General features: G+C 28.1%; 14 protein-coding genes. 9 read left to right on the forward strand and 5 right to left on the reverse strand.

Features of this window, described 5'->3' with window-relative positions; all coding sequences use genetic code 11:
- Positions 1–612, forward strand: coding sequence for a DUF3996 domain-containing protein (locus QIA19_RS02555; protein ID WP_301365600.1), 612 nt, complete (start codon positions 1–3; stop codon positions 610–612).
- Positions 613–664: 52 nt separating this feature from the next.
- On the opposite strand, the gene manA is transcribed toward QIA19_RS02555, so the two are convergent.
- Together manA and QIA19_RS02565 are read right to left on the reverse strand one after the other, a co-directional pair.
- Positions 665–1,783, reverse strand: coding sequence for a mannose-6-phosphate isomerase, class I (gene manA / locus QIA19_RS02560; protein WP_301365602.1), 1,119 nt, complete (start codon positions 1,781–1,783; stop codon positions 665–667).
- Positions 1,780–3,657 (reverse strand): fructose-specific PTS transporter subunit EIIC, encoded by a 1,878-nt coding sequence (locus QIA19_RS02565; RefSeq protein ID WP_301365604.1) that lies wholly within the window; start codon positions 3,655–3,657, stop codon positions 1,780–1,782. Before QIA19_RS02565 ends, manA begins: the two co-directional genes overlap by 4 nt.
- A 173-nt stretch (positions 3,658–3,830) precedes the next feature.
- Here QIA19_RS02565 and QIA19_RS02570 point away from each other — a divergent pair, with 173 nt between their 5' ends.
- From QIA19_RS02570 to QIA19_RS02580, 3 genes are read left to right on the forward strand one after another with little or no spacing between them, the layout of a single operon-like run.
- Positions 3,831–4,460 carry a hypothetical protein gene (locus tag QIA19_RS02570; protein WP_301365606.1) on the forward strand — a complete coding sequence of 210 codons (630 nt, stop codon included), beginning with the start codon at positions 3,831–3,833 and terminating at the stop codon, positions 4,458–4,460.
- Entirely contained in the window at positions 4,457–5,338 is an 882-nt protein-coding gene (locus tag QIA19_RS02575) for a DNA/RNA non-specific endonuclease (protein WP_301365608.1), read from the forward strand. Before QIA19_RS02570 ends, QIA19_RS02575 begins: the two co-directional genes overlap by 4 nt.
- Positions 5,335–6,114 (forward strand): hypothetical protein, encoded by a 780-nt coding sequence (locus QIA19_RS02580; RefSeq protein ID WP_301365610.1) that lies wholly within the window; start codon positions 5,335–5,337, stop codon positions 6,112–6,114. The genes QIA19_RS02575 and QIA19_RS02580 overlap by 4 nt, the downstream gene beginning before the upstream one ends.
- Here the strand turns inward: QIA19_RS02580 and QIA19_RS02585 are convergent.
- The gene (locus QIA19_RS02585) at positions 6,109–6,723 is read right to left on the reverse strand and encodes a diacylglycerol/polyprenol kinase family protein (protein ID WP_301365612.1); all 615 of its coding nucleotides are present in this window, start codon (positions 6,721–6,723) and stop codon (positions 6,109–6,111) included. The two genes, QIA19_RS02580 and QIA19_RS02585, sit on opposite strands and share 6 nt — an antisense overlap.
- Positions 6,724–6,973: 250 nt before the next feature.
- Between QIA19_RS02585 and QIA19_RS02590 the strand changes: the two genes are divergently transcribed.
- Genes QIA19_RS02590 through QIA19_RS02610 form a run of 5 tightly spaced genes read left to right on the forward strand, consistent with a single transcriptional unit; the run spans position 6,974 to position 11,953 of the window.
- Positions 6,974–7,831 (forward strand): protein-glutamate O-methyltransferase, encoded by an 858-nt coding sequence (locus QIA19_RS02590; protein WP_301365614.1) that lies wholly within the window; start codon positions 6,974–6,976, stop codon positions 7,829–7,831.
- 32 nt (positions 7,832–7,863) lie between these two features.
- On the forward strand, positions 7,864–8,991 hold the full coding sequence (locus QIA19_RS02595; protein ID WP_301365616.1) for a chemotaxis protein CheB: 1,128 nt from the start codon (positions 7,864–7,866) through the stop codon (positions 8,989–8,991).
- A gap of 24 nt (positions 8,992–9,015) precedes the next feature.
- Positions 9,016–10,230 (forward strand): TraB/GumN family protein, encoded by a 1,215-nt coding sequence (locus QIA19_RS02600; RefSeq protein WP_301365618.1) that lies wholly within the window; start codon positions 9,016–9,018, stop codon positions 10,228–10,230.
- A 36-nt stretch (positions 10,231–10,266) separates the two neighbouring features.
- On the forward strand, positions 10,267–10,923 hold the full coding sequence (locus QIA19_RS02605) for an adenylate kinase (RefSeq protein WP_106020893.1): 657 nt from the start codon (positions 10,267–10,269) through the stop codon (positions 10,921–10,923).
- Position 10,924: 1 nt separating this feature from the next.
- The gene (locus tag QIA19_RS02610; protein WP_301365621.1) at positions 10,925–11,953 is read left to right on the forward strand and encodes a hypothetical protein; all 1,029 of its coding nucleotides are present in this window, start codon (positions 10,925–10,927) and stop codon (positions 11,951–11,953) included.
- An 18-nt stretch (positions 11,954–11,971) separates the two neighbouring features.
- On the opposite strand, the gene rrp1 is transcribed toward QIA19_RS02610, so the two are convergent.
- Positions 11,972–12,895 carry a cyclic-di-GMP-producing response regulator Rrp1 gene (rrp1, locus tag QIA19_RS02615; protein ID WP_301365623.1) on the reverse strand — a complete coding sequence of 308 codons (924 nt, stop codon included), beginning with the start codon at positions 12,893–12,895 and terminating at the stop codon, positions 11,972–11,974.
- A 2-nt stretch (positions 12,896–12,897) separates the two neighbouring features.
- Positions 12,898–17,379: a response regulator gene (locus tag QIA19_RS02620; protein ID WP_301365625.1), complete on the reverse strand. Its 4,482-nt coding sequence runs from the start codon at positions 17,377–17,379 to the stop codon at positions 12,898–12,900.
- Between the last annotated feature and the right edge of the window lie 19 nt (positions 17,380–17,398).

Below are 17,398 nucleotides of genomic sequence, written 5' to 3' on the forward strand. Positions count from 1 at the left end.
ATGATAAAAATTTTTAAAAAAATATACATTTTAACATTAGTATTAGGCATGGCACACCTTTCTTTTGCATCTGACAATTATATGGTCAGATGCAGCAAGGAAGAAGATTCAACCACCTGTATCGCAAAGCTTAAAGAAATAAAAGAAAAGAAAAATTATGACTTATTTTCAATGGGCATTGGAATAGGAGATCCTATTGCAAATATTATGATTACAATTCCTTATGTAAATATTGATTTTGGATATGGAGGTTTTATTGGCCTTAAGTCAAACAATTTTGAAAATTATCTAAATGGTGGAATAGACGTTATTTTTAAAAAGCAAATTGGACAATATATGAAAATTGGAGGCGGCATTGGAATAGGTGCGGATTGGTCAAAAACATCCCTTATACCTCCTAATGAAGAGGAAGAAACTGATTATGAAAGAATAGGTGCTGTTATAAGAATTCCTTTTATAATGGAATATAATTTTGCAAAAAATTTATCCATAGGATTCAAAATTTATCCTGCAGTAGGGCCAACAATATTACTAACAAAACCAAGCATTTTATTTGAAGGAATTAAATTCAATTTTTTTGGATTTGGATTCATAAAATTTGCATTTAACTAACCAAATAATTAAATTGGTAATTAAAATTAAGCTCGCATAAGCAAGCTTAATTTTAATTAAAACCGGCAATAAAAGCTTCACCATCCCCATCAATAAATAAGTTTTCTGCTTTTCTACCTATAAATATGCTCTCACCTTTCTTAAGACTTAAGGATTTATTTACACTCACGCACCCATCTAAAACTAGCAAAACCATTGCACTATTTCTATTAATACAAATGTTCTCATTTATTTTTTTTTGAATCAATTTCAAATTAGTATTTGGAAGTCTAAATACGCTAAAATTATCTTGAATATCGGGATTTAAAAATGATAACTTGCCTTCCTCAAATTGACCAACTCTTAACATCTCGTCTTTATTAATATACTTTGTAGTAAGCCCAGCCCTAATAACATTGTCGGAATTAGTCATAAGCTCAATGCAGTCTCCCTTAAGATATGCATGCACCTCCTGACTATTTGTATAAACAACTTCTCCTGGTTTTAGTTTTAAAATATTCATGCCCAAAAACACTAAAAGGCCCACATCTATACCATAAATATTGTAAATTTCATTAAACCAATAGCCCCTAAAATTATCAATAAGATCCAAATTTTTTAAAATTTTTTCAATAATCTTCTCAAGTTCATACATTTGTAAATCAAAAATAGTCTTTACAAAGTCTTTATGTGATTGAAAGTCGAAATTTAATTCCAGAATTTCACAAATTTTTTTAATCTCATCTAAGGGTAAAAAACCCTTAAGAGCATAAAAATCACTAAGAGCATAAATAAGTTCAATTTTGGGGTTTTTGTCTTTATATGTCCTTTTGGGATCATTAATGTCTATCCCTTTATTATTCTCTGATTCATACCCTTTTAAGGCAATATCTTTAGAAGGATGAATTTGAATAGACAAGGGCTTATTTGCAGACAATACCTTAAACAAAAAAGGAAATTCGTCATTACAGCCTAAAAGCTCTTTATGATCTTCTAAAAAATCGCTTAAAAGCACATATTCATTTTTATACAAAATCTTACTAGAAAATGTCTTGTGTGCTCCAAGCCACATTTCAGCCTTGGGCTTTCCATCAATCTTATCACCCAAAAGATTGGGAATAAAATTAATTCCGCCCCAATCATATTCTTTAATATTATTTTTCATTAAAAAAATATTATCTTCATTATTCATTCAGATTCCTTTAATTTTAAAGATTTCAAAAAAATTACCAAAGCTGTTGCAACTGCAACTCCAACAGCAATTGCAATAATAAACCCAAATTTATTATCAATAACAGGAAGTACTATTGGTCCTCCGTGTGGAGCATGATTGGCAACACCCAAAAAAGCAGCAATAATGCTTGATACAGCTCCTCCTACCACTATCGAAGGGATTACCCTTCCAGGATCACTAGCAGCAAAAGGAATAGCTCCTTCGCTAATACCAATAAATGAAATTAAAAAGGCTATTTTACCAGATTCTTTTTCTTCATTTTCAAATAATTTAGGTGCTAAAAAGGTTGCAAGTCCCATAGCCATAGGAGGAACAGGAATTGCTGCTGCTACCATTCCCATTATTTCTGGCACTTGAGGAATTAGCCCTACACCAAAAAGAAATGCCACTTTATTAAAAGGACCGCCCATATCAACAGTAATCATTGAACCTAGTACTAAGCCTAAGAAAATTTTACCCAACACACCAAAAGTTTCTGAATTACTCTGCAAAGATTTAAGCCCACTCTCAAGCACCCCCATAAATTCTCCAATATAAACACCAAAATACAGCATAAAAAAGCCGACAATAATGGTGCTTATTAGCGGAATTACAAATATAGGCATCACAGGTCTTAACCACTCAGGAACAGATCTTCTTGCTAAAAACCTTGCAACATAACCTGCAAGAAAGCCTGCAAATATTGCGCCCAAGAAACCAGCTTTTACATTCCCAGACATTACTCCACCAACAAGACCAGGGGTAAGACCAGGCTTATCAGCAATTGCCATTGCAATAAAACCAGCAAGCACGGGCAACATCATCCCAAAAGCTATAGAACCAATATCTGCAATCTGCTTATAAAATGGATGCTCAGCAAAATTAGGCCCATCAGGTCCAATTCCAACAAAAGCAATGCTAAGAGCAATTAAAATTCCTCCACTTGCAACAACGGGAATCATTGGAGATACCCCACTCATTAAATATTTATAAAAACTACCTTTGCCTGTTGCAACCGAAGCTTTAGGAGCGCCATTAGCACCGGAGTCTTTGCTTTTAAATACCGGAGCATTAAAAGACTCCTTAATAATATTTTCTGTATTGTTTATAGCTTTTACAGTTGAAACTTTATAAACTCTCTTACCTTCAAATCTCTTTTCATCAATATCCTTATCAACAGCAAGTATTACAACGGACGCATTCTTAATTTCCTCTTCTGTTAAGGCATTTTCAATGCCAATAGATCCTTGAGTTTCTACTCTAATGCTATAACCCTGCTTTTTAGCTTCATTTTCAATTTTCTTTGCTGCAATATACGTATGAGCAACTCCAACAGGACAAGCAGTTACAGCCACTATTTTTTCTGCTTTTGTAGCTCCAAAAACCTCTTCTTTAGCTTTTCTTTGAACATTTTCAATGTAATAATAAATGTCATCGGTAGTAACAAACCCACGTAAAGCATTTTGAAAAGCATCATCTTCAAATAGTTTAGCTATAAACGCAATCGCCTTAAGGTGTTCATTGCCTTGTTGTTTTTTTGACATACAAATCAAAAATATTAAATTAACAGGAGGGTTTTCTTCAGACCACTTAACCCCAGAACCTTTAATGTAAAGCAATGAAATAAAACTAGTCTTAACAACATCTCCTATAAAATGAGGAATTGCAACCCCATTTTCCCAAGAAGTGTCACCTATCTTTTCTCTATCAAGAATTCCTTGAAGAAAATCTTTTTTATTATCTATATATCCCTTATCATTGATTTTTTCAATTAAAAAATCAATTACATCTTCTTTTGAATTTACTTCTGGTAAAACAAATACAAGATCTTTTTTTAAAAAATTAAAAAACATAAATGTGGTCTCCTAGCAATTAAACATATTGTATAATATATAATAAAATAGCATACCACAGCCACCTAATATAAAAAATATTTTTTAAACTAAACAGGGAAATTTTATCTAAATACATATTGTAATATTGAAAAGGTAAAACAATTTTTATATTATTTAAATATAATCAGTTTATGAAAAAAACTCCAAACACTTGTATTTTCTTAACATTGCTTATCATTTCCAATTTAAATGCACTTGCAAATGAAGAAGGCAATACTAATGAAAAAAATGATCAACCTAAACAAATCTCTAATTTTTTTAGCCCAGAAAGAGGATTCACATATTCAACAGGAATTGGGATTGGGGTTGGATTTTTCCTAAATTCAAATATTAAACACCTTATCTTTAGACCTTATTATACATTCTCCAATAATACTTTTGATTTTTTAATCGTTGCTATGATATTAACAAGGGAAAGCCTTAATATCCCCAAAAAAATGCAATACTTTAAATCTTATATTGGAGGAGGAATAAACTGGCACATTGCAAACTTAATTAAAAAAACAAAATATTTTTCCGCCACCATTGGCATAGGTGGTCGTTTTTACCTATCTACAAACTTTATAGGAGACATTCGATTTTATGAAAAATTGCCTTATGTAATAGAGCCTTACATGTTTATTGAAATTTCTTCTAAAAAGGCAATTCCTTTAATGGGACTAGACTTTAAAATTGATTTTTTATTTTTAGATACATTTAACATTTCTTTTAATTTCACTATTAGATATAATTTTAAGGACGAAAACGAGATGGAAACATGAAAAAAAGGTCGAAATTTTTTCTTTACTGCTATATTTTATGCCTAACAGAATTTTTATTTTTTTCCTTAAATCCAAAAGCCCTAAAACAAATTAAACACAAAATTTATGATTATTTAGAAATAATAGAAAATAAATACATTGACATTACAAAATCTATTCCAATAAAAGAATCCCAATTAATCCCAAAAGGATATCTTACTACCCAAATAATAAGCAAAAAACACTATACCTTAGGATATGCTGAAAGCGCAAGACAATCTGAATGGGCTGCTTATCCGCTTAAAAGAGAAATGGTAGAACTAGCATTAACTTTGTTAAAATCAAAAAAAATTAAAAGGAGCACCAAATTCTTTGAAGACACCAACATTAAGGGCGCTTTTCCAAAACTTGAAGATTACTTTAAAAGCGGTTATGACAGAGGACACATAGTAAGTTCTGCAGACATGTCTTTTTCTGAAAATGCAATGAAAGATACATATTTTTTATCAAATATGTCACCTCAAAAAAGCGAATTTAATTCTGGAATTTGGCTAAAACTTGAAAAATTAGTAAGAGAATGGGCAATCTCAAAAAGATATATATATATCATTAGCGCTGGGATTTTAACAGAAAATAAAGGATTCATTGGTAAAAACAAAATTTTGATACCTAAAAATTTTTATAAAATAGTACTGGCAATTAATAATAACAATTATTATGACATAATCTCTTTTATTATCCCAAATGAAAAAGCAAAAGACCCGGATTTGGAAAATTATGTTGTTAGCGTTGACTCAATTGAAAAAAAAACAAAGATAGATTTCTTTGAAAAACTTGATTCAAAAATTAAAAAACATATTAAAAAAATAAAAAACACGCATTCTTGGAAATTTAAATGAAATCAATATTTGCAAAGTTAAACGCTTCTATTAATCTCTTTCTTTTTATAATTTTTATTTTGGCAACAATAGTTATACTGACTTTCTCTTATAAAATAAAATATAATGAAAATTATCAAAATTATATTCTAGAAATTTACAACAATAATTTTATAATATTGGTTAATAAATTAACAATCTTTATTGCTGGGATCATAGGCTCGCTGTGGTCATACATTAACTACAAAAGAACCAACAATATACAATTTATATTTTTCTATTGCTTTATTAGCTCATATACATTAGACCCTATTTTAATCTCTGAAGATTTTTTTTTAAAAAACAATCTAAATTCAAGTTATTATTTATTTACAAAATTTATCCTTTTTGTAAATACTTTTTCATTATTAAATTTATTTTTTCTCAGTTTATATATATGCGATTTCAAAATAAAATCAATACATTATACAATTTACATTATTTTGATCTTTGCCTGCATATATAGTTACACAATGCCTATTAATTCGTACGAAAATAGCCAAAACCACGGAATTCTTAAAATCGAAAATACAAAATTTTACATAGACGCATTCTTGCTACTTATTTTAATAAACTTTATGGTAGCCTTTTTAAGAAAAAAAAGCTTTGACTATTTTTTCCTTTTTGTTTCAATGCTTTTAATATTAAGTGGAATTTACTTGAATTTGCTAAAAATGCCTTATGCCTTTCTCCCAATCTCAATTGGCATACCAATCTACTTAAAAAAATCAGGGAAAATTTTCTTTTACTGGCTATAAAAAAAAAGAAGTTAAAAAATAGGAAGAAGCTGAAACAACAAGCGGTAAAAATAAATTGTCATAATTAGCAGCATCAAAAAGTTCTACCAATACTGCTAAAATTCCAAGAATTAAAGCTACTGTCAAATAAGGAAAAAAATAATAATATGAAAAAAAAGTAACACAAAATACAACAAGACTGCCAGAAATCGTTTTTTCGTTTACAAGCTTAAAAGAAGGAATTAACTTTCCAACAAGACTTGCAAACCCATCACCAAGACATACCGAAAATATTCCAATATAATTAAAAGGATGCATAGATAAACAATATGATATCAATATGCCTAAAAACAAAAAAACAGGTGAAAAAGAAACTTTATTGGGTAATATTTTTCTTGATTTTAATATTATGTTTGAAATGTTTTTAAAGAAAAGTATTTTTTTTTCAGTAATTCTAAAAATTTCAGAACTTAAGTATAAAATCATAAAAAGTATATTAGAAAAAAGCCCTATCAAAAAATTTATTTTATAAAAAACCAAAACTATTAAGCTAAAAATATGAAAAAATTTTCTAAAAATTTCATACTTAATATCTTCTCTAAGAATTGTTCTTTTAAACCCATCAAACATCATTTGCTCTTTTTTAAATACATATTAAATCGACATTTGAAAAAATTTTTTCCAACACTCATTAAATTCCTCATTTATTACTGCAAATAAATTAAAATAAACAAAAACCTTTCTATAAAGATATGTCTTATAATAAAATTACTTATATTAATTTTACAATTTTTTTTCAAAAAAAATATTCTTACCTAGAGATTTATTATAAATAGGCAATACTTATTTATAAAGAGAAGAATTAAGCAGGTTCCTAAAAATGCTAGAAATTGAAGATAAACTATTTTTAAAATTTTGTGATTTTATATATAACAACAGCGGAATTCGTTTTGATGAAAAAAATAAATTTGTTCTTCAAAGCAGAGTGAATGACGCAGTACGAGCTCTTGCTCTTGAAAACCCATCACAACTTTATAATTTAATAATTAGTGAAAAATTAAAAAAAGAATATTTCTTGGATTTAGTCACAACTAATTTAACAAGATTTTTTAGAAATTCGCTACATTTTCAAACTTTTGAAAAATTTGTAATTCCCAATTTAATTAATATTAAAAACATAGAAAAAAAAAATAGGATTATCATCTGGTCTGCAGGATGTTCAACAGGAGAAGAGCCTTATTCATTAGCATTTGTACTCAAATCAAAGCTTCCAAAAGAAATAGATTTTGTTATTATTGCTTCTGATTTAAGCTTAAAATCTTTGATGATAGCAAAAGAAGGATATTACTCATCAAATAAATGTGAAAATATTCCTAAAGAATATCGACACTACATATATTCTCATTCAAGCGGATATAAAATTAAACATGAAATTAAAAATCACATAAGATTTGATTATCATAACCTAAACTTTGAAAGCAATTTTTCAGAAATTGATGTTGTTTTTTGCAGAAATGTTTTGATATACTTTGATGAAAAATCAAAAATTAAAGTACTTAAAAAATTTTACAACAATATGTCTAAAAACAGCTATTTATTTATAGGACACTCAGAATCACTTTTTGGGCTCAACCTTCCTTTTAAATTTTTAAAAACACCTTGGGCAATAATATATGAAAAAAAAGATACTGGCTGTCAAAAAGAAAAATTCAAATCACAAAATAAATATAAGTTATAATTTAACAAGAATAAAATGGGAAAAAAGTAACGGTGGAAACAAAAATTTCTGTACTTATCATAGAATACTTTGCTGTAAAGAGAAAACTTATATCAGACCTTATCAATTCATCTCCAAAACTCCAAGTCATTGCAACTGCTTCTAGCAGCAAATTTGCAACAAATAAACTTAAAAAACATAAACCCGAAGTAATATTAATGAATTTAGAAGAGAACAATATTAAAGATATTCTATTTTTGGAGGAAAAAAACAGCTTAAACAAAACAATACCAATTGTCGTCACATCTTCAAATCAAAACCTAATAAATATTGCTGCTTTAAAAGGCGCCGATGATCTTATATTAGTATCTAAAAACAAAAAATCACATGAAATCAAAAAAGAACAAATTATTAATTCTCTTTTGGCCTATGGATCGATATCTATAAAAAATAAAATTGCCTGCAATAAGGATATGAAAACAAAAAACTACGAAAGAGCTAATTTTATTTTAAATCACAAAAATGACATTTCTTCATTAAATCAACTTGAAGAACATGCAAAAGCAAAAATATTAAATGAAAAAGAAATAAAAAAACTTAAACTGAGAAAATTTGACATAATAGCAATTGGAGTATCAGCGGGGGGGCCTGTAGCCTTGAAATCAATATTACCAGAAATACCTGAAAGCTTTCCCCCAATAATAATTGTTCAACACATGCCTAAAGGATTTACAGAAGAATTTGCCAAAAATCTTAATAATTTATGCAAAATAAGCGTAAAAGAAACCACCAATAACGAAATATTAAAGCAAGGATATGCATACATTAGCTCGGGCGGATATCATACAAAAATCAAAAAAATCGATGGTAACTATCAAATAAAAACTCTCGATGGCAAACATATAAATGGTCACAAACCATCTATTGGAGTATTATTTCAATCTATTGCAGAGATTGCAAAAGATAAAGCAATTGCCATAATAATGACTGGAATGGGAAATGATGGATCAAGAGAAATTGGAGATATAAAAAAAGCTGGAGGACTAACTATTGCACAAGATAAAGAAAGTTCTATGGTTTTTGGAATGCCAAAAATAGCAATAAAGGAAAACAATATAGACTATATAGTTCCACTAAGCCATATGGTAAAATTATTAAAAGCTATACTAATTAATAGCTAAATTTTTTTAAACAAGGAATATTTTTTGGACAATAAAAAAGAAAACACCGAAACAGAAGACTGTTTTTCTCATGTAAGTAAATTTAATATACACAATAAAACAATATACATACTTGGAACTGCTCACGTGTCAAAAAAAAGCTCAGAAGATACTGCAAATTTAATAGAAATCTTAAAACCAGACTATATTGCCGTTGAACTTGATGAAGCTCGCTATCATTCGATCTTAAATACCAATGAAAATGAAAAATGGAGAAACTTAGATATAGATAAAGCATTAAAACAGGGAAAAGCTTTCTTTCTCATAATAAACATAATTCTTAGTAATTTTCAAAAAAAATTAGCAAAAGAACAGGGAATAAAACCTGGTGAAGAAATGAAAACAGCCATTTTAAAAGCTAAAAAACATAATATTCCACTAATTCTTGCTGACAGAAAAATTGAAACAACACTAAAAAGAGCTTGGATATCTATTCCAATATTTGAAAAAGCAAAAATAATCTCAAGCCTTTTTTCCCTAACAGATGCAAAAATTACAAAAGATGAGATTGAAAAACTCAAAGAACAGGACGCTCTTTCAAAAATAATGGAAGAACTTTCCAAAGAAATACCCAAAGTAAAAAAAGTTTTAATTGACGAAAGAGACGAATTCATTGCAAACAAAATACTTGAAGGAACAGGCATTATTCTTGCCGTTGTGGGTGCAGGTCATGTAAGCGGAATAATGAGAACTTTAAAAGAAATAAGTCAAAATAAAAAAATAATAAACGTTGAAGAACTTGAGAAAATACCTAAAAAACATTTTTCATTTAGCAAAGTGCTATCTTACTTGATTACAATTTCAATCATTTTACTAATAGTAAGCTCTTTTTACCTTAAAGGATTTGACTTTGCTTACAAAAATTTAAAGCTTTGGATAATATCTAACTCTCTTTTTTCAGGCATCGCATCGATTTTATTAAAATCTCATCCCTTAACAATTTTAACAGCTATTATAGGCTCTCCAATATTCTCCTTAATACCATTCATAGGAACAGGTATGGTAGCAGGGCTTGTTGAAGCTTATATAAACAAACCAAAAGTCAAAGATTTTGAAAATCTACAAGAAGAATTGTCGACAATAAAAGGATATTTCAAAAATAAAGTTACAAGAATTCTATTAATAGTGCTTTTTGTAAACCTTGGATCTACAATTGGAACAATTGTAGGACTTAAATTTTTATTAAATGTTTTCAAATAAACACTTAAAATAACAAATATTTAAACAGGAGTATATATGGGGCTTGTATTTTTAGGTCCTCCAGGTTCTGGAAAGGGGACTATTTCAAAAATTATTTCTAATGAATTTAAATATCAACACATTTCAACAGGAGACTTATTTAGAGAAAATATTTTAAATTCTACGGCTCTTGGGCAAGAAATAAAAAAAATTGTTGAAAGGGGAGAACTGGTCCCCGACCTAATTACAATCAAAATAGTAGAAGATAAAATTAAAGCTATTAAAAAGAACAAAGATTTTATTTTAGATGGATTTCCGCGCAATATTTGTCAAGCCGAAGCTCTTGACAAATTTTTGCCAAATGTAAAAATAATAAACTTTTTAATTGATGAAGAGTTAGTGATAAAAAGACTCTCGGGAAGAAGAATTTGCAAATCTTGCAATAATATTTTCAATATATATACCCTAGCAACAAAAAAAAATGGTATTTGCGACGTTTGCGGAGGAGATCTTTATCAACGAGAAGATGATAAAGAAGAATGCTTAAAAACAAGACTCAAAGAATATAAATTACAAACAAAACCGCTAATAGAATTTTACTCAAAATGCTCTAGACTTAACAATGTTGATGCATCTGTTAAAATTGATGAAATAAAAAAAAAGATAATTAAAATAATGTTAAAAAAAATTAAATGGAAAAGGTATTTTAAATAAAATGTTAATAAAAAAAATTTGCTTTTGCTTGTTACTTTTGCAAGCGAAAATAATTCTTTCCCAAGATCAACAGAACCTAGAATTTAATAATGAATATTTTTATTTTAATTTTCAATCTGCTTATTATCCTCCCCACGAGCTGGGTACAAATGGAAGCGGCTTTTCACAAAGCTTTAAACATCCTAACTTCCAAAATATTGACCCAAGTTTAAAAATTCCAGTCAATTATTGGGGGGGAATAAAACTAATATCATATTTGGGCTACTATAAAAATTTTAAAGCCCTAAACAATCCCAATTCTATATTTTTTAAAAAAAATGGTATAGACATAGATTTAAATATCGGATTGTCTCCTGTAATTGTCTCATTTAAAAGCACAGTAAGCTTTACTCCTATTGCTTTTTTAAATTTATATGCATCAAATGAACTTGGAATAGGTTGGCAAGCTTTTGGATTTAAAGGAGTAGGCGTACACATTGAAAATGGGAAATATTCAAATGCTGTTGAATTTTATTCAGAAATAACAGTGGGGGGGCGATTCCAATTTGACTTAAACGCTATTTTTCAAGGAGAATGGACACACATTATTACAGTTATTGGAAATGATTTTACATACTTAATCAATCCCCATGCAAAAAAAGATCAACTTTGGAAATATAAAGCAGATGATGGTAAAAATATAAATGGCATGCTAATAAAACCCTACGCTCTTTTGGCTTACAAAATGCCAATACCTCTTAACACCATTGGCATACTTTATGAAGGAAAAACACAAATTGGCAAAGAAAGAAACATAAGCTCTTGGAAAAACAAAGGCTGGGGAAGTGATATTTTTTATCACAACATTTCTATTGTTGCTAATTTTGAAATTATCAAACCTTTAACACTTGGCCTTCAATTTAAATTATCTACAAATCCAACATACACAAGTAACACAGCCGGACTGGCTGATATTTCAAAAAGAATAGCAACTGGCAATTCTTATTTTTATTACGATTCTATTGGAATGTCTATAACTTATAAATACTAAAGTCTATTAAATATAAATTTAATATCTAAACTGATTTCTTCCAGAAACTTTAGCCTCATAAAGCTTGCGATCAGCGAGCTTTATGATATTGGTAAAATTGTTATCAATAGGAACTTCTTGAGCAAGCCCAATTGAAACAGTCACAATGCTAGAAACACTACTGTGCTCATGAACTATTCTTAAGCGTTTTATATCATTAATCATTGTTTTAATAATGCTAATCATTTCATTTAGACTTTTGTTGACAGAAAAAAAAATAAATTCCTCCCCTCCATATCGAGCAACATCTATTTTATATTTTAAGGAAACCTTATATAAGGCTTTAGCAATCAATTTAAGACATTCATCACCATTGGTATGGCCATAATTGTCATTGTAATTTTTAAAATTATCAATATCCAACATCCCAACAATTATTATTTCTTTACTTTCTAAAGCTTTCATCCACGACTTAGAAAATTTATCCATAAAAAATCTTCTGTTTGGAATTTGAGTAAGCCCATCAATTCTAGACAAGCTTTTAAAATAATCTCTTAACCTTTTTAATTCAAGATGCGTCTTAACTCTAGCATCAATTATTCGACTATTAAAAGGCTTTAAAATATAATCTACTCCACCAACGTTAAATCCTTCAAGCTGAGCATCTGTGGAACTTCTTGAACTAATGAAAATTACAGGAATCTCTTTAGTATCAGGATCGCTTTTTAGCTTTCTGCATACCTCATAACCGTTAATATCTGGAAGACCTACGTCAAGAAGTACAAGATCAGGACTATCTTTTTCAACTTGCTTTAAAGCATCAAGTCCATTTGTTGCAACCTCAATCTCGTAAGCACCTTGCAATATATTTACCAATAAATCTAAATTGTTGGGAGTATCATCCACAATTAAAAGCTTCTGATTTTCTGCTTCAAAAACTTTATCTTTAATTATCATTTCCACTGCTAATATCTCTTATTATTAAGCATTTCAATAATCTCTTCAAGAATCTTAGAGCTCTCAGCAAATCTATATAATCTCAAATTTCTGCGAAGATCACTAAATAATACCTGAATATTATCATCTAAAACATATTTATCAATGCTCTCAAGAATTTCTTTGTATTCTCTTGGCTTTCTAGTCTTAATGCCAATTAAAAGTTTATTGAGAAGGTTTAAAAATTGATCATTATTTTTAAAATATAGCTTGTTCTCCCTAACAATCTCAGACTCAAACAAAATATTTTCCTTTATGTCGCTTATTAGTTGAAATAAATCATCTTTTACAAAAGAATACATTTTTTTCAACTCAGAAATTGAATCTTTACTTGTTTCAATTTTTTGAAAATCTTTATATAATTCGCTACGCATATTAGAAAGAGCTCCGGATATTGAATGAGATATATCCTTAATTAAAGACAAATTTCCCTCATCAAAAGCTTTTTCCAAATCAATAATATTAATAGAGATAAAATCAACAAGCCCTCTACATAATTCAGAATATAATGCATATGAAAGATTTAATTCTTTTAAAGCCATATTAACATCTAAATTAGGAAACTTAACAAGTTGATTCAAATCTTCATTCTCCCCAATATCATCAACTTCAAACTGTAAGTATTTCTTTAATATAGTTTTAATTGAACTTATGTGTATTGGTTTTGAGATATAATCATTCATACCACTTGCAAGACACTTATCTTTATACTCTTGCAAAGCATGCGCTGTTACAGCAACCAAAACACAAGGCTTTAAATTCTTTGCCTTTTCAAATTTTCTAATTTCCTTAGCCACCGAAAATCCATCATATCTTGGCATTCGTATATCAATAAAAGAGATAGCATATTTTTTATCTTTTAAAGATTTTAAAGCCTTTACTCCATCATCTACAACATCAATAAAATTTTCATTAATGCCTATTACAACAAGAATATCTTTCAACACTTTTTGATTTACCTGATTATCTTCAGCTATTAAAACATTAATGGGCTCTTTTATCCTTAAAGCACTATCTATTGGAACCAAATCCTCAAAATTCATTTCTGGGTTAAACTTTTTTTTATAAAAAATAGAACATATACCAAGCCCCATTAAAGGCTTTTTAACATAACTATATTTTAAATTTTTTAGAGCTTCATTATCTAAATAATAAAATAAAAAAATAATTTGTACATCAGAATTTAGTCTTTCAATATTATTGGCAAATCGAATACCCTCTTGAATATTATCGTTATTTACATTTACATAAACAAAATTATAAGAAGGGTATTTCTTGAAAACTTTATAAGCATCCTCAAAAGACGCTACATAGCGCACATTAGAAGAGCATCCCAATAAAATCGAACAGCGCTCAAAAATTTTAATAGATTTTTGACTTAAAAGCACATTTAATACTTTATTATCACTATTTATCTGAAATCTATTGATTGACAATTTTTTACCTTTAAGCTCATTACCCAATAAAAAGGGCAACATAAATGAAAAAGTTGTGCCCTCTCCCGCCTTACTATCAACAGCAATGCCAAGACCACCCATTAGTCTTACAAGCTCTCTAGATATTGACAATCCCAATCCTGCACCCTCATGAACCCTTGAAGAAGAATCATCCTCTTGTTTGAATATTTCAAATATCTTGGAAAAATTTTCTTTTTCAATCCCCTTGCCTGTATCTATTACCTTAAATTCAACTGTAACTAAAACCCTATTACCATTAGTTCTTGTCCTACATACTTCTTCATAGTTTAAAACAATAACACCATCATCTGTAAACTTAAAAGCATTTCCTATTAAATTAATTAAAACTTGTTTAATTTTTACAATATCACCCTTTATATAATTCTTAAAAATAGATTTGGAATAAGAGAATAAATCAATATTTTTCTTTGCACATTGAGATTGAAAAGCTTTTAAAACCATTTCCATTTCATTCTCTAAATCAATCTCTTGACTCTCAACATATAATTCATTGACATCTATTTTAGACAAATACAATATATCATCAATTAAAGAAAGCAAAGAATCAGATGAATAATTTATCATCCTAACATAATCTTTTTGAACATCTGTAAGAATAGTTGTATCCAAAAGCTCAGTAGCCGCCATTATTCCGTTAATAGGGGTACGAATATCATGACTGACATTGGCTATAAAAATGGTTTTAGCAGCATTAGCAGCTTCCGCAATCTTTTTTTCATTCATCACAAAAGAATATCTTCTTTTCTGCTCAAATGATAATCTGGACATAAATATAATTACAAATCCTAAAAAAGTAAAATAAAATATAATGAATGTTATCACTAAAAATTTGAAATTTTTAAACCTGATACTTTTGGATTTATAATAAATATCAAATTTCCAATCATTTAAATACATCTGACCGTCAACATTTGAACGCATAACAACTTTTTGAATAATTTCTTTCAAGATATAATCCTGATTATAAATAGCAAGACTCAAATCAAAAGCCAAATCTCTAAAAGTAGGAATTTTTTCAACATCATCAATATTTAATTCCTCAAAAACAGCAGCAGCTGTATACTCATCGCTAATAATCCCATCTACCTTTCCCTTATAAAGAAGAAGCAAAGCTTCTTTAAAGCTGCTTACCAGAATAAGCTTTGATTTAATATTAGAAGCCAAATTTTTACTATATAAGAAATCAGGTATAGCAAACTTTTCTAAAGATCTAGATGGAAGCACCCTTTTCTTATTTGAAAAAATATAAAGTGGAATTCGAGAATTTAATTTTATGTTGAAAACATTATCTAAATTTGAATCGGTTGCATTAGTACTTAGCATATCGATTTTTCCAGATTTGATTAATTTTTTAAGATCTAAACTGCTGTGTGCTTTAATTACGTTAAATCCCAAACCTGAAAACATTCTAATCTTATCAAGCAAAAATTGATTTATTCCTTTATAATTATTTGCTTCAACATAATCTATTGGATACCAATTTTTAACAGCAAGATTTAATTTATTATTTTTTGATAACCAAATTTTTTCTTCTATATTAAATTTAACCTTATTCATAATTTTATAACTATTTATTCTAGAACTATTAATCTCTTCTTTATCCAACCAATTTTTATCTATTTGAAGCAAAGATTCAAATGAAATATCATCAAATATAGAATTGAGAATATATTTAATAACCTTATAAATCCTATTATCAATAGCTAATACTAAAAACCTATTTTTATTAAAAATCGAATCGTAAGATTTTAATCTACCGTTATATCCATTTAATTTTAATAAATATTTTGTTGTTATTGAATTTTCTATAAACCCATATGAATTATTAACAATATCTATAAAGTTATTAACAATATCTTTATTCTTATTTAATTGAATATTATTAAAATTAAAATCAATAAACTGAGAATTTATTGAACCAGTATCATTGTTTAGGCCTTTAGAATAAAATTTAAAATTAAGAGGATATATTGGCTTACTTACTACATAATTAACATTTTCAAATACACTATCATTGCTAATAATTCCTCCAAAAATACCTACTGATTTTCCATCTAATGATTTCTTAATATCCTCTTTGGAAAATCCCTTAAAAATAGGTTTAAAAATATGCTGTCTTGAGAGAAGATTCCATAAATCCACTAAAATGCCAGACAATTTTCCCTGTGAATTAATAAAACTTAAAGGAGGATAATCATTATATAAACCAACATCAACAAAACTTCCCTTAGCATTGCTATCTAAAAAAGAAAAAACAAGTTCCTCAGGCATTTTCATTAAATATGAAAACAAATCTAAATTCAAATTCTTTACTATCTCAGGAGCATTTCTACTAATAGCTACTCTATTTTTGATACTATAAAAAACATCTCCAGTAAAAATCACAAGAACTTCGCTTAAAAAATGATTTGCAATATAATGTAAAGTCTTACAATCACCATATATATAATCAACTTTATCATTTTTTAAAGCCAATACTAACTCTTGAGAATTATCAGCCAAAAAAATGGTGTTAACGCTTTTTAACCTTAAGATATCTTCATATATTGTATTTCTAATAACTCCTATATTAAAATTGGACAAAAATGTTGAATGAGTATTTTTATATTTTTTATTAGAGTTTTTAAAAAATAAAATTGAAATACTCCTAGCAAGCTCACTTTTAAAATAAAAAAAATCATTTAATTTTGCATTATAAGTCAATCCTAAATATATTGCTTCGTCTTCAATTTCACTTTCATTTAAATTATCAATATGTTCAACCCTAATATCAGCATTATTATCTTTTGCCCATTTATCTAAAATAGAAAAAATAAGCCCTTCATATTCTCCTTTATTATTCTTGTAGTAAAAAGGAAAAAACTGATCTACAAGCTTAAACTTGAAAATATCCTTAGAAAATAAATTGACGTTGACAAAACAAACCAAAAGTAAAATTAAAAAATTAGTACTTAAAAAGTTTGCTTTTTTCATGTTATTTTAAAATTCCCTT

It is taken from the genome of [Borrelia] finlandensis (assembly GCF_030438365.2).
Lineage (GTDB): Bacteria > Spirochaetota > Spirochaetia > Borreliales > Borreliaceae > Borreliella > Borreliella finlandensis.